Genomic DNA, 17507 nt, shown 5'->3' with positions numbered 1-17507 from the left:
GACTAAACCTCGCCCCCGTCACCGATGACTCGGTGACGGGGGCGAGGCGCGTCCAGCGTCAGGCCGACGGCGGGCGGGTCATGCTCAGCACGTCGAGGGCCTGGTCGAGCTGCTCCTCGGTGAGCTGGCCGTTGACGACGTAGCCGCGCTCGACGACGACCTGCCGGATGGTCTTGCGCTCGGCCAGCGCCTGCTTGGCGACCTTGGCCGCCTCTTCGTAGCCGATGTAGCGGTTGAGCGGCGTGACGATGGACGGCGAGGACTCCGCGTACTCGCGGCAGCGCTCCTCGTTCGCCTCGATGCCGGCGACGCAGCGGTCGGCGAACAGCCGCGCGATGTTGGCCAGCAGCCGGATCGACTCGAGCACGTTGCGGGCCATGACCGGCAGCATCACGTTGAGCTCGAAGTTGCCGGCCGCGCCCGAGAACGCCACGGCGGCGTCGTTGCCGATGACCTGCGCCGACACCATACACATGGCCTCGGGGATGACCGGGTTCACCTTGCCCGGCATGATCGACGAGCCCGGCTGCAGGTCCGGCAGCGCGATCTCGGCGAGGCCGGCGCGCGGGCCGGAGCCCATCCAGCGCACGTCGTTGGAGATCTTGTAGAGCGAGACCGCGATGGTGCGCAGCTGGCCGGAGAGCTCGACCAGGCCGTCGCGGGCGCCCTGCGCCTCGAAGTGGTTGCGCGCCTCGGTGATGGGCAGCCCGGAGTCGGCGGCGATGCGGCCGATGACGGCGGCGGCGAACCCGGGCGGGGTGTTGATGCCGGTGCCGACGGCGGTGCCGCCCAGCGGGACCTCGGCGACGCGCGGCAGGACGGCCTCGAGCCGCTCGACGCCGTAGGACACCTGCGCCGCGTAGCCGCCGAACTCCTGGCCGAGCGTGACCGGCGTGGCGTCCATGAGGTGGGTGCGTCCGCTCTTGACGACGGCGGCGAACTCGGCGGCCTTGCGGGACAGCTCGCGCTCGAGGTGCTGCAGGGCGGGGACGAGGTCGCGCACGACGGCCTGCGTGGCGGCGATGTGGATGGCCGACGGGAAGACGTCGTTGCTCGACTGCGACGCGTTGACGTGGTCGTTCGGGTGCACCGGCTGGCCGAGCCGCTCGGTGGCCAGGGTCGCGATGACCTCGTTGGTGTTCATGTTGCTCGACGTGCCGGACCCGGTCTGGAAGACGTCGATGGGGAAGTGGTCGTCGTGGTCGCCGGACGCGATCTCGGTGGCGGCGTCGTGGACGGCCTTCGCGAGGTCGGCGTCGATGACCCCCAGCTCCGCGTTGACCTGCGCCGCCGCGCCCTTGATGGAGGCCAGCGCATGGATGAGCGCTCGCTCGATGCGCGTCCCGGAGATCGGGAAGTTCTCGACGGCGCGCTGGGTCTGCGCGCGGTACTTCGCCGCCGCGGGAACCCGTACCTCGCCCATGGTGTCGTGTTCGATGCGGTACTCCTGGTCGCTCATGACCCCATCATGGTGGGTCGTACGCCGGCGGGAGTAGGCGGGGTCAGGGCTGAATCAGGGGAAAACCGGGTGATCAGGGGCACATTGCCTGGGCACTATGTGAACAGGCATACTCCACCTATAAAGAATGAGCCTCCGTTTTACGAGGACCAAGGGAGGGACGGGGCGAGGACCCGACCCGGCGCCCCGGCACGACATGGCCTTCGACATCCGCGACTACACCCGAACGTCCCAGGCCGTGCAGTGGCAGGACCTGCCGCTGGACGAGTTCAGGACGAACCCGCTGCCGCCGGACACCCTGCGCAGCCTCCGCTACATGTGCGACGTCGAGTACCACACCGTCTGCTACCTGCGCGACATGCTCGTGACGCCGTCGCACAAGGACCCGCAGGTCACCGCGTTCATGACGATGTGGAACATGGAGGAGTTCTGGCACGGCGAAGCGCTCGCCGCCGTGCTGGCACTGCACGGCGTCAGCGTCGACTACGACGAGCTCAAGGCCACCCGGCTCAAGCTCGGCTGGCGCGACAAGCTCGACCCGATCAAGCAGTCGCTGCTGGCCAACGTGGTCGGCCAGGACTTCGTCGCCGTCCACATGATCTGGGGCGCGGCCAACGAGTGGTCGGCCATCACCGCCTACAACCGGCTCGCCCAGCTCGATGAGCACCCCGTCCTGACCGAGCTGCTCCAGCGCATCGCCAAGCAGGAGGCGCGGCACGTCGCGTTCTACGCCACCCAGGCCCGCGACCGGCTGGCCCGCAGCCGCAAGGCGCAGAAGATCGCCCGGTTCGCGCTGCGCAAGTTCTGGGGACCGGTCGGCTCCGGCGTCATGGCGGAGACCGAGGTCCGGCACGTGCTGCGCCACCTCATGAGCGGTCCCGACGGACGGCGCGCGGCCCGCACCATCGACGACCACATCGGGCGGATGCCCGGGCTCGAGGGCCTGCGCATCGTCCAGGACGCGCTCGACGCCCGGGGGGTGCTCGCCTGACGTCGTCGCCGTGAGTCAGGGGTGGCGGGCGACGTAGACGTGGTAGTCGACGTCGCGGCCCTGGCGTGGCACCGTCCGCACCACCTGCTCGACCGAGCCGACGGCGTCGGCCAGCACGCCCGCCAGCACCGGCGCCGGCGCCGCCGACCACACCGCGAGCACGCCGCCCGGGCGCAGCGCCCGGGCGGCGAGCGTGAGCAGCGGCCGCTCGTACACGTCGGCGTTGGCCTCGTGCACGAGGAAGTGCGGGCCGTTGTCGACGTCGAGCAGGATGCCGTCGTACGACGACGGCGTCAGCCCCGGCAGGACGGCGCGCACGTCGTCGACGACCACCCGCACCCGCGGGTCGCCGAGGACGGCGTCGAGGCCCGGCACCAGGCCGCGGCGCACCACGTCGACCAGCGTCGGCTCCAGCTCGACGACCTCGACGCGCCGCACGCGGGAGTCGGCCAGCAGTGCCGCGACGGTGCACCCGAACCCCAGTCCGGCCACCAGCACCGTCTCGGGTGACGGGTGCCCGTCGAGCAGCACCTCGGCCAGCAGCCGCTCCGTCGAGGTCTCGGCGGTGTCCATGAGGAAGGTGCCGTTGACGATCAGTTCGTAGACCGGTCCGGAGGGTGTCGAACGACGGCGTACGACCACCTCGCCGTCGACACCGTCATGTCGGGCGAGTGTCTCCGGGGTGTCGAACACGAGAAGAGGGTATGTCCTCGACCGAGGGCGCTCGATGTCGTAGGTTCGACTCACACCCTGACGCTCCGATGACGCAGCGGTCACCTGGAGCGGCAGTCTGCTCCAGGGAGGCGATGTGGGCAGAAGGACCGTCAGCATTGCAGCGGCCGCCGTCGTGCTGGCCGGGCTAGCCGCGTGCGGGGGTGACGATTCCACCCCCACCCTGACCTGGTACATCAATCCGGACAACGGCGGCCAGACGGAACTGGCCGCCCGATGTACCGAGGCCGCCGACGGCGCATACCAGATCAAGACGTCGCTGCTGCCACGCGAGGCGTCGGCGCAGCGCGAGCAGTTGGCGCGGCGACTCGCGGCCAACGACTCGTCGATCGACATCATCAGTCTCGACCCGCCGTTCATCCCCGAGCTCGCCGAGGCCGGTTTCCTCGCCGAGATCCCCGACGACGTCGCCGAGGCGGTCACCGAGAACGTCGTGCAGGGCGCCATCGACGGCGCCACCTGGCGCGACAAGCTGGTCGCCGTCCCGTTCTGGGCGAACACCCAGCTGCTCTGGTACCGCAAGTCGGTGGCCGAGGCGGCCGGTCTCGATCCCGAGAACGAGCCGGTCACCTGGGAGCAGATCATCGAGGCGGCGCAGTCGCAGGACAAGTACCTCGGCGTGCAGGGCATCCGGGCCGAGGCGCTGACGGTGTGGATCAACGCACTGGTCACGTCCGCGGGCGGCGAGATCCTCGACAACCCCGAGGCTCCGGCCGACCAGGTCCAGCTCGGCCTCGAGACCGACGCCGGCCGTGCCGCCGCGGAGATCATCGAGAACATCGCCCGCAACGGCCTCGGCGGGCCGGGGCTGGCGAACGAGGACGAGAACGCGTCCATGCTGCTCTTCCAGGGCGACCGCGGCTCGTTCATGGTCAACTGGCCGTTCGTCTGGGCGGCCACGCTGGCCGGCGTCGAGGCGGGCAACCTCGACCAGTCCCTCGTCGACGACATCGGCTGGGCTCAGTACCCCGCGGTCGCCGAGGGCGAGGACTCGCGTCCGCCGTACGGCGGCATCAACCTCGGCATCGGCGCGTTCAGCGAGCACCCCGACCTCGCCATCGAGGCCGCGCAGTGCATCGTCACGCCGGACAACCAGGCGTACTACATGGTCACCAACGGCAACCCGGCGTCCAACACCGAGGCCTACGACGACCCCGACGTGCAAGAGACCTTCCCCATGGCCGACCTCATCCGCGAGTCGCTCGAGGCGGCGGCGCCGCGGCCGCAGACCCCGTACTACAACGAGGTCTCGACCGGCCTGCAGAACACCTGGCACCCGCCGAGCTCCGTCACCCCGGACTCGTCGCCTGAGGAGGCCACCGTGTTGATCACCGAGGTGCTGAAGGGGGAGAGGCTGCTATGAGCACGACATCGGCGGCAGCCGGCGAGACCAGCGCGGCAGCCGGGGGCGGCGACGGCGGCAACGGCCGGGTCCCGATCAGCGACCGGGCCCGGGCCGAACGGCGCCTCGGCTGGTACCTCGCCGGCCCGGCGTTCGTGGTGATGCTGCTGGTCACCGCCTACCCCATCCTGCAGGCGTTCTACGAGTCGCTGTTCAAGTACCGGCTCACCGACCCCGACGCCCGCGAGTTCACCTGGCTGAACAACTACGTCGTCGTGCTGACCGACCCGATCTGGTGGCGGGCCGTCGGCGTCACGGTGCTGATCACCGTCATCACCGTGGCCATCGAGGCGGTGCTGGGCTTCGCGCTGGCGCTGGTCATGCACCGGGCGCTCAAGACGCTGCGGCCGATCCTGCGCACGGCCATCCTCATCCCGTACGCGATCATCACCGTCGTCTCGGCGTTCGCCTGGTTCTACGCGTTCAGCATCGACTCCGGGTTCGTGAACTCCTGGTTCGCCTGGGCGCCGGGCATCAGCGAGGACACCAACTGGTTCGGCCAGTTCGGCACGTCGGTGTTCGTCATCATCGCGTCGGAGATCTGGAAGACGACGCCGTTCATCTCGCTGCTCCTGCTGGCCGGCCTGGCGCAGGTGCCCGAGGACCTGCAGGAGGCGGCGAAGGTCGACGGCGCCACCTGGTGGCAGCGGCTGTACAAGGTGACGATCCCGAACATGAAGGCCGCGATCATGGTCGCGCTGCTGTTCCGGACCCTCGACGCGTTCCGCATCTTCGACAACGTCTTCATCATGACCCAGGGCGCCAACAACACCGAGGTCGTCTCGTTCCTCGCCTACAGACAGACGATCAGCCGGCTCGAGATCGGCCTCGGCTCGGCCGTCTCGGTGCTGCTGTTCCTCTGCGTCGTGCTGATCAGCTTCCTGTTCATCAAGTTGTTCAAGGTCGATCTGGCCAGCGCGAGAGGGGAGCGGTGATGGACGAGGGTCAGCTCTCGCGCGGGACCAAGGTCTGGTGGTGGGTCGCCGGCGTCGTCGTCATCGTCTACGCGCTGTTCCCGGTGGCGTGGATCGTGTCGCTGTCCTTCAAGACCCCCAGCGACCTCGCCAGCCTGCGGTTCCTGCCGACCGACTGGGTCACCGACAACTACGACAGCATCCTGCGCGGCGACGCCCAGGACCTGTTCCTGTCCTCGCTGCGCAACTCCGTCGGCATCTCGCTGATCGCCACGTTCATCTCCGTCGTCCTGGCGATGTTCGCGGCGTACGCGATCGCGCGTCTCGACTTCCCGGGGAAGCGGCTGATCCTGACGACGGCGCTCGCGGTGGCGATCTTCCCGGTCATCTCGATCGTGACGCCGCTGTTCAACCTGTGGCGCAACATCGGGCTGTACGACACCTGGATCGGCCTGATCATCCCGTACCTCTCGCTGACGCTGCCGATCTCGATCTGGACGATGTCGGCGTTCTTCCGTCAGATCCCGTGGGAGCTCGAGCAGGCCGCGCAGGTCGACGGCGCCACCACGTGGCAGGCGTTCCGCAAGGTCATCGTCCCGCTCGCGACCCCGGGCGTGTTCACCACGGCGATCATCTCGTTCTTCATCGCGTGGAACGACTTCATCTACGGCATCTCGCTGACCTCGACCGAGGCGGCCCGGCCGGTCCCCGCGGCGCTGGCGTTCTTCACCGGCGCGTCGCAGTTCGAGGAACCGACCGGCGCCATCGCGGCGGCCGCGGTGGTCGTCACCATCCCCGTCGTCATCCTCGTCCTGCTGTTCCAACGCCGGATCGTGTCCGGCCTGACCCAGGGCGCCGTCAAGGGCTGACCCCGCTGCAACTGGAGGAGATCCCATGGCTGCCATCACGCTGAAGGACATCAACAAGCGCTACGGCGACGGCTTCCACGCGGTCAAGGACGTGAGCCTCGACATCGCCGACGGCGAGTTCGTCATCCTGGTCGGGCCGTCCGGCTGCGGGAAGTCGACGCTGCTGCGCATGATCGTCGGGCTCGAGGACATCACCAGCGGCGAGCTGCGCATCGGCGACGAGCGGGTCAACGAGAAGGCCCCGCGCGACCGCAACCTGTCGATGGTGTTCCAGAACTACGCGCTCTACCCGCACCTCACCGTCTACGAGAACATCGCCTTCCCGCTGCGCCTGGCCAAGACACCGGACAAGGAGGTCGACGAGCGGGTGCGGCGGGCCTCGGACCTGCTGGAGCTGAACGAGCACCTCGACCGCAAGCCTGCCAACCTCTCCGGCGGCCAGCGCCAGCGCGTCGCCATGGGCCGGGCCATCGTCCGCGAGGCGCAGGCGTTCCTCTTCGACGAGCCGCTGTCCAACCTCGACGCCAAGCTGCGCGGGCAGATGCGCACCGAGATCTCGCGGCTGCAGAAGCGGCTCGGCATCACCACGGTGTACGTCACGCACGACCAGGTCGAGGCCATGACGCTCGGCGACCGCGTCGTCGTGCTGCGCCGCGGCGTCATCCAGCAGGTCGCCACGCCGCGCGAGCTGTACGAGAACCCCGTCAACCTGTTCGTCGCCGGGTTCATCGGGTCGCCGCCCATGAACTTCATCTCGGCGACGGTGTCCGGCGACAGCCTGCACACGCCGTTCGGCGAGTGGAAGCTGCCCTCGTCGCGGGCGGTGGACCTCAGCGGCCACGAGGTCGTGATCCTCGGCGCCCGGCCCGAGGCGTTCGAGGACGCCTCGGTGGTCTCCGACTCCGTCCGCGAGCACGGCGCGGTGTTCGACGCCACCATCGACGTCATCGAGTGGCTGGGCAACGAGCAGTACGCCTACGTGCCCTACGAGGCGCCCGAGGACATCCGGGCGCAGCTGGCCGAGCTCGAGCGCGAGCTCGACAGCGAGGCGCTGCGCACCCAGCTGGTCGTCGCGCTCGACGCCAGCAGCCGCATTCCCGAGGGCACGCCGGCCAGCCTCTGGCTCGACCTGCGCCGGGTGCACGTCTTCGACCCGGAGTCCGGCGAGAACCTCACGGTGTCGGCGCTGGCGTCACGGGGTGAGGCCGAGCCTAACCAGTCCGCGGCCGCGGCCGACGGCGGCCGGCCGGCTCCGGGCCCGGGCACGACGGACCAGCCGGCCGCAGAACCGTCCTGAGGGGTGTCCCGGAGGTCTCCCCGATCCTTCTTCAGGGGTAGATCTCCGGGATTTCTCCTCCGCCCGGACGGCCGGGTCATTGCTAAGGTCATCTGTTGTGGACGAGACACGTGACCAGCGGGCGATGCGGGCCTCCGATGCCGACCGCGAGCAGGTCGCCGACGTCCTGCGGCAGGCCGCCTCGGACGGCCGGCTGAGCCTGTCCGAGCTCGAGGAGCGCATCGAGGCGCTGTACGCCGCCAAGACGTACGCCGACTTCGAGCCCGTGGTCCGCGACCTCCCCGGCGACCTTCCGCTGCCGCCGTCGGCCGCCATCGTGCGCCGTGCCAGTGCCGCGGCGGCCCCGTCGTCCTCGACCTCGCCGTCGGCCCGGGTGGGCGGCGTCGCGTCGGCGCGCAGCGCCAAGGTCGTGTTCAGCGGCATCCAGCGCCGCGGCGACTGGGTGGTTCCGCAGCACTACAGCATCAAGGCGGTGCTCGGCGGCGCCGACCTCGACCTGCGCGAGGCCTCGCTCGAGGCCGCCGAGGTCGAGATCAACATCAAGGCCGTCTTCGGCGGCGTCAACATCGTCGTCCCGCCCGACATCCGTGTCCAGGTCGACGGCGACGGCGTCTTCGGCGCGTTCAACGACGACACCAGCGGCGCCGGGCGCCCCGATCCCGGCGCGCCGCTGGTCCGGGTCACCGGCAAGGCGGTCTTCGGCGGCGTCAACGTGCAACGCAAGCCGGTGGGCCACTGATGAGCCAGGTGCCCGACCAGCCCAAGCCGGCACCCGACCCCGAGTTCCCCGCCGTCCACAGCGCCGCCGACCTGCGCTGCTCCGACGTCGATCGCGAGCGGGTCGCCGAGGCCCTGCGCCAGGCCGCGGGCGACGGCCGGCTCACGCTCACCGAGCTCGAGGAGCGGCTCGAGGCGACATTCAAGGCCCGCACGTACGGCGAGCTGCAGCCCATCACCCGCGATCTTCCTCAAGGTCCGTACCCGCTGCCGGGCGGCAACGCCGTCGCCAACTGGCAGCAGGGCCGGCCGGCCGGTCCCGCTGGTGCCGTGGCCGGGGCCGGCGTCCAGCCGCCGCTGCCGCCGTCGGGCGGACCCGTGCGCCGCTCCGAACGCATCACCAGCGTGCTCAGCAACGAGAAGCGCCAGGGCCGCTGGGAGGTCCCGGCCCGCATGGACATCACCGCCGTGCTGGGCGAGGTGGTGCTCGACTTCTCCGAGGCGGTCGTGCGTACCCCCGAGGTCGAGATCCAGACGGCCATCGTGCTGGGCAGCCTCACCCTGATCGTGCCCGAGGGCATCGAGGTCCGCCTCGACGAGGGCACCAACGTCCTCGGCGAGCGGAAGATGAAGCTGCGCGAGCCGGTCACGCCGGGCGGCCCCGTCTACCACGTGCGCGGTTTCGTGCTGCTGGGCGAGGTCACCGTCCGGCCGCCCCGCGACAAGCGCCGTTTGCCTTTCGGCCACTGACCAGAGGCCTGCACGACCCGGGGGGTTCACCGTCGTGGACGATCGTTTCTCGGTGAGTCCCGTTCGCGTGGTGCGGCGCCTCCTCGTGGGCGTGGTCCTGGTGGCCGCCCTGGCGGTGGGCGCGGGCGCCCCCGCCGCCGCCGAACCCTGGCGCCCCGCCGCCGCGTCGAACATCACGGTCTCCGCCCGGTCCGCCTCCGCCTCCGACCCGTTCGCGGCCGACCCGTTCGCGGCCGACCCGTTCGCGGCCGACCCGTTCGCGGCCGACCCGCTCGCGGCCGGCGCCGCCGCGAGCGACTCCGACGACCGCGACGACTCCGCCTTCGGCTGGGGCCCGTCGGGCATCATCTGGGCCGGCTTCGGCTGGCTCGGCCTCGTCCTCGTCGCGGCCCTGCTCCTGCGCCGTCGCGCCTCCCGCCGCCGCTGAAGATTCGTCGTCGGCGGTGGCTCACTCGTCATTGCCGCACCGCCTCCTCATTCGGTGTGGGGTGTGGGTGCCGGGGTTCGGGATGCCTTGGGTAGCGCAGCGGGTGCCCTGCGAGGGTGCCGAGGCCTTGGGCGCGGTCGGGTGGTGCGGCGCGGCGGGGTTCAGAACGGCGCCACCTCCTCGTTCGGCGTCGGCGGAGGCTTGGCGGCCGGGGTGGCGGGTGCCGGGGGTCGGGTGGTGAGTACGGTGCCGATGGTCTCGGGTTCGACGCGGTAGCGGAGTCCGGCGGGGGTGATCCACCAGGTGGTGCCGGTGGTGTCGGTGACGATGCGGTAGCCGTGCCAGGTCTTGGCCTTGTGGTGCCCGCCGTGCAGCGCCCAGGTGTTGTCGGGGTCGGTGGTGCCGCCGTGGGCGTAGGGGCGGATGTGGTCGATCTCGGCTTCGGTGGCGGGGCGGTGGCAGGTGGGCAAGCGGCAGGTGCGGTCGCGGGTGACGACGTGGGCGGCGAGGTCGGCGGGTGGGGTGTAGGTGGTGCGGCCGTATTCGAGGAGGAGCCCGTCGGCGGGGTCGGTGAGCAGCCGCCGCAGGGTGGCGTCGGCGGCGATGCGGCGGGCGGTGGTGGCGGGGATGGGGCCGTATCCGTCGAGCTCGCCCGGTGCATCGTCGGCGCCGGCCAGTGCGGTGATCGGGACGGTGATGTGCACGGTCGCGGCCCGGCCCCGGCGCTGCCCGAGGACCACCGGCCCCGCCGCGTGGGCGACCTCGGCGTGTGAGGGTGCCTCGTTGCCGGCGTCGGGCGGGCTGGCGGTGGGCGGGCTGGCGGTGGCAGGGCTGGCGGCGGTGCCGGGGTTGGTGCAGGTGGGGTTGCAGCAGCCGAGGTGGCCGGTCTCGAGGGCGGTCCAGGCCAGCCCGGTGAGTAGGTCGAAGCGCAGCTGATCCAGGGTGCGGGGGTCGCCGGTGGTGCGGGTGTGGCGGGCGGCGGCGTCGGCGGCGACCCAGAGCGCGGTGAGGTCTTCGGCCGGGCCGTAGAGGGTGATGGTGGCCATGGCGTCGTCGCCGCCCGGGCTGGCGGGTTCGGGGCGCCCGACCCGGCGCTGGAGGGCGGCCGTGGCGCGGCGTTCCTCGGCGGCGGCGGGGTCGGCGGTGATGACCTCGCGGCGCAGGGTCTGGTCGAGCACCCACCGGGTCCGCGCCGCGGCAACCGGCAGTACGACCTGCTCGACCCGGCGGCGCAGCGCCGGTGAGGGGAGGCAGCGGGTGCGTTCGGCGATGAGGCGTGCCTGGTCGGCGTCGATGAGGCCGGTGTCGAGCGCGGTGAGGGTGTCGGGGAGGTCTTCGAGGAGTTCGAGAGCGAGCGCGACCCGGCTGGTGGCGCGGCCCGGGGTCCAGCGCAGCGCCAGGGACACCTCGTCGCCGGCGGCCTGGACCGGGCGGTGTGCATGCCCGGGGGCGAGGTCGTCCGGGGCGGTGCAGGCCTGGTACTGCGGGCGGGCGGCCAGTTCGGCGAACACGCGCAGCAGGGCGGCCTCGTCGTGGGCGAGTTGGCGTTGCCGGGCCTGCGCGACCGCGACCAGCCCACCGGCGGGCAACCCCGCGAGATCCACCGCCGCGAGCGCGGCGGCCAGGTCCGGGCCTGGCGCCAGCCCCGCCAGGCCTTCGACGAGTTCAACCAGATCAGCAGTCACAGCAGTCCTCCGTCCACGAGCGCCTGCCACCGCCTTGAGCCCGATCGAGGGGCTGGGGTGGACGACCGCGAAACCCGATGACGGGTGCGACCGTGGACGAGGTGAGAACACCTGGCGTGATGTCCTGCTTCGAGGCCCGGGAACCCACTGCTGCCGCTCCCGGTGACGGCTGATCCAACGAAATGATCTTATCGAACACCCGTCCGACCCGCAACCCGAGCCGGGTCACCCGAGCGGCGTCATCTGAGGCAATCCCGAGATGACGCAGCCGCATCTGCGGGTCTATGCTGTCCTTTGTGCCGCAGTTTCGGATATCTGATGCGGCTCGCCTCTTGGGGGTGAGCGACGACTCGTTGCGACGGTGGGCCGACGGCGGGCGGCTGCGGCTCGACCGCGACGACGCCGGGCGCATGGTGGTCGACGGGGCGGAGCTGGCGCGGGTGGCGCGCGAGAACGTGCCCGACGAGTCCGCTCTTCCCACGCCGCGCGAGTCGGCGCGCAACCACTTTCCCGGCATCGTCATCTCGGTGAAGAAGGACGGAGTGATGGCTCAGGTGGAGATCCAGGCAGGTCCGCACCGCGTCGTGTCGCTGATGAGCCGCGAGGCCGCCGACGAGCTCGGGCTCGAGGTCGGCGTCGCCGCCATCGCGTCGGTCAAGGCGACCACTGTCGTCGTCGACCTGCCGGCGGGTCGGGCGTGAGCCGGCGCCCGCGCCTGGGCGCGATCGCTCTCGCCGTCACCGTGGCCGCTCTGCTCACCGCCTGCGGGGGCGACGACGGCGACAGCAGTGCGGCGCCGTCCGAGGACGCGGCCACCAGCGAGACCCCCGCTGCCGAGGAGGCGCCCAGCGGCACGGTCACCGTCCTGGCGGCGGCGTCGTTGACGGAGTCGTTCGAGACCCTCGCCGACCAGCTGCAGGACACCTACCCGGAGCTGGAGATCGTGTACTCCTTCGGCCCGTCCTCCGGGCTGGTCGAGCAGGTCCTGGCCGGCGCCCCGGCGGACGTGCTGGCCACCGCGGACACCAAGACCATGGACCAGGCGGTCGCGGGCGGGGTGGTCGACGGCGAGCCGGAGATCTTCGCCCGCAACACCCTCGCGCTGGCGGTGCCGGCCGGCAACCCCGGCAACGTGACCGGGCTGGCCGACCTCGCCAACCCGGACCTGCGCATCGCGATCTGCGAACCTCAGGTCCCCTGCGGCGGCGCGGCCCAGCGCCTCCTCGACGCGGCCGGGGTGACGGCGGCTCCGGACACCCTGACCACGGACGTCAAGGAGGCGGCGTCGCTGGTCGCGCTCGGTGAGGCCGACGCGGCGCTGATCTACCTGACCGACGCCGCGGCCGAGGGTGACGCCGTCGAGACCGTCGACGTCCCGGAAGCGGACGCCGTCGTCAACGACTACCCGGTCGCGGTGCTCTCCGAGGCAGCGAACGCCGAGGGCGCCCGGGCCGTGCTCGACGCCATCACCGGCGAGCCGGGCCGGGGCATCCTCACCGAGGCTGGTTTCCTGGAGCCGTGAGCCGCACCCGTCGCAGTCAGGACCTGCGGGTCCCGGCGGGGCTGCTGATCCCCGCGGCGCTCGGCGTCGCGATCCTGGTCCTGCCCATGGTGGGCCTGATCGTGCGCGCGCCATGGGGCGACCTCCCGTCGATCCTCGGATCCGACGAGGTCCTGACGGCGCTGCGGTTGTCGCTGGTCACGGCGACGGTGTCGACGGGGGTCGCGCTGGTGTGCGGCGTGCCGGTCGCCTGGCTGCTGGCCCGCACGGACCTGCCCGGACGGTCGGTCCTGCGCGGTCTGGTGACGGTGCCGCTGGTGCTGCCGCCGGTGGTGGGCGGCGTCGCGCTGCTCATGGTCTTCGGCCGGCGCGGGCTGGTCGGCGGCTGGCTCTACGACACGTTCGGGATCAGCCTGCCGTTCACCACCGAGGCGGTCGTGCTGGCGCAGGTCTTCGTCGCGATGCCGTTCCTCATCGTCGCCGTCGAGGGGGCGCTGCGCACGGCCGACCGCCGCTACGAGGACGTCGCCGCCACGCTCGGCGCCAGTTCGTGGACGACGTTCCGCCGGGTCACGCTGCCCGGGGTCGCGCCCGGCGTGCTGGCCGGCGCGGTGCTCTGCTGGGCGCGGGCGCTCGGCGAGTTCGGCGCCACGGTCACGTTCGCCGGCAGCTTCCCCGGGACCACCCGCACGCTGCCGTTGGAGGCCTACGTCGCCATCAACTCCGGCAACAGCGACGTCGCCATCGTGCTCAGCCTGCTGATGATCGCGGTGTCGGTGACCATCCTCGTCGGGCTGCGCGACCGCTGGATCGGTGCCGCATGAGCCTCTACGCCGACCTCGCGCTGACCCGCGGCGACCTCGAGCTGCGCATCGGGCTCGCCGTCGGCGCCGGTGAGGTGGTCGCGCTGCTCGGCCCGAACGGCGCCGGCAAGTCGACGACGCTGCAGCTGCTGGCCGGGACGCTGGTGCCCGACGGCGGGCGCGTGGAGCTCGACGGGGTGACGCTCGACGACGCCGCCCAGGGCGTGCACGTGCGCCCGCGCGACCGCCGCGTCGGCATGGTCGTCCAGGACTACCTGCTGTTCCCGAAGATGAGCGTGCTCGAGAACGTCGCGTTCGGGCTGCGGGCCCGCGGCGTCCCCCGCGAGAAGGCCCGGGCCGAGGCGCGCGGCTGGCTCAGCCGCATGGGCCTGGACGGGTACGAACGACGGCGTCCGGGCCAGCTCTCCGGGGGGCAGGGTCAGCGGGTCGCGCTGGCCAGAGCGCTGATCGTCGAGCCGCGGCTGTTGCTGCTCGACGAGCCGCTGGCCGCGCTCGACGCGGGCACCCGCCCGGCGGTCCGGGCGGAGCTGCGCCGGCACCTCGCGGGCTACGGGGGCTGCACGCTCGTCGTCACCCACGACCCGCTCGAGGCCATGGTGCTCGGCGACCGCGTCGTCGTGCTGGAGCGCGGCCGCGTCGTGCAGCACGGGCCGCCGGCCGAGGTCGCCCGCCGGCCGCGCACCGACTACGTCGCCCGGCTGGTCGGGCTGAACCTGCTCACAGGCGTGGCGTCGGGCCGCACCGCGGAGCTGCCGTCGGGCGCCGTCGTCGCGCTGGCCCACGAGGCGACCGGCCCGGTGCACATCGCGTTCGCGCCGGTCGCCGTCACCCTCAGCCCGCGCCGGCCCGAGGGATCGGCCCGCAACGCCTGGCCGCTGGTCATCGCCGACCTCGAGGCGCACGGCGACCTCGTCCGCGTGACGACCGACGGCCCGGTGCCCGTGCTCGCCGACGTGACCCCGCTCGCCGTCGCCGACCTGGGCCTGGAGCCGGGCGGGGAGGTGTGGGCGTCGGTCAAGGCCAGCGAGATCAGCGTGTACCCGGCGTGACACCATGCTGTCCGTGGCCACCTCGACTCGCGGCAACCCGTCGCTGGGCGACATCCTGCGCAGCGTCGGCGTGCTGGCCGGCGTCATCGCCGCGATCGCCATCGTGTTCAACCTGCTCAACGACCCCGAGCCGCGGCTGCCTCCGCCCGTCGACTACGAGCAGGCGCTTCAGACCATCCGCGGCGAGTACGACTACCCCGTGCTGGCGCCCGAACCGGTGCCCGACGGCTGGCGCGCCACCAGCGTCGACGTCTCCCAGGACAGCAGCGGCGACCGCTGGCGCCTCGGCTTCCTCATCGACGGCGAGCAGTTCGTCGGCATCGAGCAGTCCGACGGCGAGATCGAGAGCTACCGCGACGACCGCCTCGCCGACTTCGTGCCCGACGGCGAGAGCACCGTCGACGGTGTCACCTGGGAGCGCCTGCTCGAGGACGACGACGCCCCTGACCGCGCCCTGGTCCGGGTCGACGGCGGCGCCATCACCATCGTCCGCGGCACCGTCACGTACGAGGCCCTCGAGGAGTTCGTGACGCTGTTGCGCTGACCGGCGCGGCGCGGCATCGTGGGGCGCGTCCCGACCTGGGAGGCTGCCATGAGCGCGCCCGACGACCCCGCCGCGACCCCCGTCGACCAGCTCAAGGAACGGCAGCGGGCCATGTGGGCGGCCGGCGACTACGCGGCGGTCGCGGTGAAGCTCGGCGACGTGGGCCGGCGGATCGTCCGCAGTGTCGGCGTGGGGCCGGGCGACGACGTGCTCGACGTCGCCTGCGGCACCGGCAACGCGGCCATCCCGGCCGCCGTCGCCGGAGCGCGGGTCGTCGGGGTCGACCTGACGCCGGAGCTGTTCGCCGCCGGGCGCGACGACGCGGCGGCCGCCGGGGTCAGCGTCGACTGGCGCGAGGGCGACGCCGAGGACCTGCCGATCGCGGACGCGTCGCAGGACGTGGTGCTGTCGACGTTCGGCTGCATGTTCGCGCCGCGCCACGAGGTCACGGCGCGCGAGCTGGCCCGGGTGCTGCGTCCCGGCGGGCGGCTGGGCCTGTGCAACTGGCGCCCCGACGGCCGGGCCGGCGGCTTCTTCTCCGTCATCGGCCGGCACGTGCCGCCGCTGCCGCCGTACGCCTCGCCGCCACCGCTGTGGGGCGACCCGGACCACGTCCGGCGGCTGTTCGACGGCACCGGGGTGACGCCGGAGTTCGAGCACGACGTCGTCGACCTGCGGTTCGGCTCGGTGCCTGACGTGGTCGAGTTCTACGCGACGCGCTTCGGCCCGATCGTCGCCGCGCGGCGGCTGCTGGAGCCGCAGGGCCGCTGGCCGGCGCTGCACGACGACCTGGGGACCTACTTCGAGCAGGCCACGGCGGCGCGCGACGGCGGCATCGTCTGGGCGCTGGAGTACCTGGTGGTGCTGGGGCGGAAGACCTGACTCAGCCGGCCGCGCCGGAGTCGGGCTCGGCCCGGCCCGCGGCGTCGAGCTTCTCGCGCGCGCCGTCGAGGTACTTCTCGCACAGCGCCGCGAGCTCTTCGCCGCGCTGCCAGAGGGCCAGCGACTCCTCGAGCGTGCTGCCGCCGGCCTCGAGCTTCGCGACGATCTGGATCAGCTCGTCGCGGGCCTCTTCGTAGGTGGGTTCGGCGGCCTGCATGGGCAGCCAACCTACCGGATGGTCGCGGAGATCTCGCCGCCGGACACCAGGATGCGCACGTGGTCGCCGGCCGTGACGTCGGCGGGCTCGCGCACGACGGTGCCGTCGTCCTTCTGCACGACGGCGTACCCGCGCTCGAGCGTCGCGGCGGGCGAGAGCGCCCGGATGCGCGCCCGCGTGTGGTCGACGTCGACGGCGGCGCGCTCGAGCAGGTGCCGCACGGTGCGCCGGGCCCGCTGCACCAGCGCGTCGACCTCTTGCGCGCGGAGGCGCAGGCCGTGGTGCGGATCGGCCAGCGCGGGGCGGGACCGCAGCGACGCGAGGCCGTGCCGCTCGCGGTCGAGCCGGTGCCGGACGGCGGAGCGGATGCGCTCGCGGGCCCGGGCCACGCGGTCGGCCTCTTCGGCGACGTCGGGGACCACGCGCTTCGCGGCGTCGGTGGGCGTGGACGCGCGCGCGTCGGCCACGAGGTCGAGCAGGGGGGAGTCGGCCTCGTGCCCGATGGCGCTGACCACCGGCGTCGTCGCCGCGGCGACCGCCCGGATGAGGGCCTCGTCGGAGAACGGCAGCAGGTCCTCGACCGACCCGCCGCCGCGGGCGATGATGACGACGTCGACCTCGGGGTCGCGGTCGAGCACCCGCAGCGCGTCCATGACCTGGCTGACGGCGTTCAGCCCCTGTACCGCGACGGGCTCGACCCGGAACCGCACGCCGGGCCAGCGGCGGCGGGCGTTCTCGAGGACGTCGTGCTCGGCCTTGGAGTCGCGGCCGCAGATCAGCCCGACGACCCGGGGCAGGAACGGCAACGGGCGCTTGCGCGAGTCGGCGAAGACCCCCTCGGTGGCCAGGATCTTCCGCAGTCGCTCGACCCGGGCCAGCAGGTCGCCGAGCCCGACGGTGCGCAGCTCGTCGGCGGCCAGCGAGAGCGTGCCGCGGGTGAAGTACCAGGACGGCTTGGCGTGCACGACCACACGGGCGCCGTCGGCCAGCGGCACCTCGAGCGTGTCGAGCAGGGCGACCGGGCAGGTCACCGTCAGCGACACCTCGGCGTGCGGGTCGCGCAGCGTGAGGAACGCCGTCGACGTGCCCGGACGGCGGGAGTACTGCGCCACCTGCCCCTCGACCCAGACCGGGCCGAGCCGGGCCACCCACTGGCCGATCAGCTGCGAGATGACGCGGACCGGCGCGGGCTTCTCCGGCGATGTGTCGAGGGCCACGATGGGCACCGTACCCGCTGGGACCGACGT

Annotated in this window: 19 protein-coding genes; 14 read left to right on the top strand and 5 right to left on the bottom strand. The window is 72.4% G+C overall.

Features of this window, described 5'->3' with window-relative positions; genetic code table 11:
- Nucleotides 1-58: 58 nt before the first annotated feature.
- Nucleotides 59-1459, bottom strand: coding sequence for a class II fumarate hydratase (locus tag HD601_RS03015; RefSeq protein WP_184819201.1), 1401 nt, complete (start codon nucleotides 1457-1459; stop codon nucleotides 59-61).
- Nucleotides 1460-1655: 196 nt separating this feature from the next.
- On the opposite strand from HD601_RS03015, the gene HD601_RS03010 reads away from it, so the two are divergent.
- Complete coding sequence (locus tag HD601_RS03010; RefSeq protein ID WP_184819198.1) at nucleotides 1656-2450, top strand: ferritin family protein; 795 nt, start codon at nucleotides 1656-1658, stop codon at nucleotides 2448-2450.
- 15 nt (nucleotides 2451-2465) lie between these two features.
- Here the strand turns inward: HD601_RS03010 and HD601_RS03005 are convergent, their stop codons facing one another.
- A complete protein-coding gene (locus HD601_RS03005) occupies nucleotides 2466-3143 on the bottom strand; it encodes a spermine/spermidine synthase domain-containing protein (protein ID WP_221440498.1) in 678 nt (225 codons plus the stop codon).
- Between the two features lie 115 nt (nucleotides 3144-3258).
- Here HD601_RS03005 and HD601_RS03000 point away from each other — a divergent pair, with 115 nt between their 5' ends.
- From HD601_RS03000 to HD601_RS02970, 7 genes are all read left to right on the top strand, one after another.
- A complete protein-coding gene (locus HD601_RS03000; RefSeq protein ID WP_184819194.1) occupies nucleotides 3259-4545 on the top strand; it encodes an extracellular solute-binding protein in 1287 nt (428 codons plus the stop codon).
- Nucleotides 4542-5519 carry a carbohydrate ABC transporter permease gene (locus HD601_RS02995; protein ID WP_184819192.1) on the top strand — a complete coding sequence of 326 codons (978 nt, stop codon included), beginning with the start codon at nucleotides 4542-4544 and terminating at the stop codon, nucleotides 5517-5519. The genes HD601_RS03000 and HD601_RS02995 overlap by 4 nt, the downstream gene beginning before the upstream one ends.
- A complete protein-coding gene (locus HD601_RS02990) occupies nucleotides 5519-6367 on the top strand; it encodes a carbohydrate ABC transporter permease (RefSeq protein ID WP_184819190.1) in 849 nt (282 codons plus the stop codon). The genes HD601_RS02995 and HD601_RS02990 overlap by 1 nt, the downstream gene beginning before the upstream one ends.
- 25 nt (nucleotides 6368-6392) lie before the next feature.
- Entirely contained in the window at nucleotides 6393-7664 is a 1272-nt protein-coding gene (locus tag HD601_RS02985; protein WP_184819188.1) for an ABC transporter ATP-binding protein, read from the top strand.
- Nucleotides 7665-7761: 97 nt separating this feature from the next.
- Nucleotides 7762-8403: a DUF1707 domain-containing protein gene (locus HD601_RS02980; protein ID WP_221440497.1), complete on the top strand. Its 642-nt coding sequence runs from the start codon at nucleotides 7762-7764 to the stop codon at nucleotides 8401-8403.
- Nucleotides 8403-9131: a DUF1707 SHOCT-like domain-containing protein gene (locus HD601_RS32945; protein WP_221440496.1), complete on the top strand. Its 729-nt coding sequence runs from the start codon at nucleotides 8403-8405 to the stop codon at nucleotides 9129-9131. Before HD601_RS02980 ends, HD601_RS32945 begins: the two co-directional genes overlap by 1 nt.
- Before the next feature lie 52 nt (nucleotides 9132-9183).
- Nucleotides 9184-9558, top strand: coding sequence for a hypothetical protein (locus tag HD601_RS02970; protein ID WP_184819186.1), 375 nt, complete (start codon nucleotides 9184-9186; stop codon nucleotides 9556-9558).
- A 161-nt stretch (nucleotides 9559-9719) separates the two neighbouring features.
- On the opposite strand, the gene HD601_RS02965 is transcribed toward HD601_RS02970, so the two are convergent.
- On the bottom strand, nucleotides 9720-11243 hold the full coding sequence (locus HD601_RS02965) for a DUF222 domain-containing protein (RefSeq protein ID WP_184819184.1): 1524 nt from the start codon (nucleotides 11241-11243) through the stop codon (nucleotides 9720-9722).
- A gap of 284 nt (nucleotides 11244-11527) precedes the next feature.
- Between HD601_RS02965 and HD601_RS34535 the strand changes: the two genes are divergently transcribed.
- From HD601_RS34535 to HD601_RS02935, 6 genes are read left to right on the top strand one after another with little or no spacing between them, the layout of a single operon-like run.
- Entirely contained in the window at nucleotides 11528-11944 is a 417-nt protein-coding gene (locus HD601_RS34535) for a TOBE domain-containing protein (protein ID WP_425503370.1), read from the top strand.
- Nucleotides 11941-12765 (top strand): molybdate ABC transporter substrate-binding protein, encoded by an 825-nt coding sequence (modA, locus tag HD601_RS02955; RefSeq protein WP_221440494.1) that lies wholly within the window; start codon nucleotides 11941-11943, stop codon nucleotides 12763-12765. Before HD601_RS34535 ends, modA begins: the two co-directional genes overlap by 4 nt.
- Nucleotides 12762-13568 carry an ABC transporter permease gene (locus HD601_RS02950; RefSeq protein WP_221440493.1) on the top strand — a complete coding sequence of 269 codons (807 nt, stop codon included), beginning with the start codon at nucleotides 12762-12764 and terminating at the stop codon, nucleotides 13566-13568. Before modA ends, HD601_RS02950 begins: the two co-directional genes overlap by 4 nt.
- Nucleotides 13565-14617 carry a sulfate/molybdate ABC transporter ATP-binding protein gene (locus HD601_RS02945; RefSeq protein WP_184819180.1) on the top strand — a complete coding sequence of 351 codons (1053 nt, stop codon included), beginning with the start codon at nucleotides 13565-13567 and terminating at the stop codon, nucleotides 14615-14617. The genes HD601_RS02950 and HD601_RS02945 overlap by 4 nt, the downstream gene beginning before the upstream one ends.
- Nucleotides 14618-14630: 13 nt before the next feature.
- Nucleotides 14631-15161, top strand: coding sequence for a DUF4245 family protein (locus tag HD601_RS02940; protein ID WP_184819178.1), 531 nt, complete (start codon nucleotides 14631-14633; stop codon nucleotides 15159-15161).
- 48 nt (nucleotides 15162-15209) lie between these two features.
- Entirely contained in the window at nucleotides 15210-16043 is an 834-nt protein-coding gene (locus tag HD601_RS02935; protein WP_184819176.1) for a class I SAM-dependent methyltransferase, read from the top strand.
- Between the two features lies 1 nt (nucleotide 16044).
- Here the strand turns inward: HD601_RS02935 and HD601_RS02930 are convergent, their stop codons facing one another.
- Together HD601_RS02930 and xseA are read right to left on the bottom strand one after the other, a co-directional pair.
- Nucleotides 16045-16260, bottom strand: a complete 216-nt coding sequence (locus HD601_RS02930; RefSeq protein ID WP_184819174.1) for an exodeoxyribonuclease VII small subunit — start codon at nucleotides 16258-16260, stop codon at nucleotides 16045-16047.
- Between the two features lie 11 nt (nucleotides 16261-16271).
- Entirely contained in the window at nucleotides 16272-17477 is a 1206-nt protein-coding gene (gene xseA / locus HD601_RS02925) for an exodeoxyribonuclease VII large subunit (protein WP_184819172.1), read from the bottom strand.
- Nucleotides 17478-17507 lie beyond the last annotated feature (30 nt).

Source organism: Jiangella mangrovi, from assembly GCF_014204975.1.
Lineage (GTDB): Bacteria > Actinomycetota > Actinomycetes > Jiangellales > Jiangellaceae > Jiangella > Jiangella mangrovi.
Note: the sequence above shows the minus strand (reverse complement) of the source record. Positions and strands in the feature narration are given on the sequence as shown.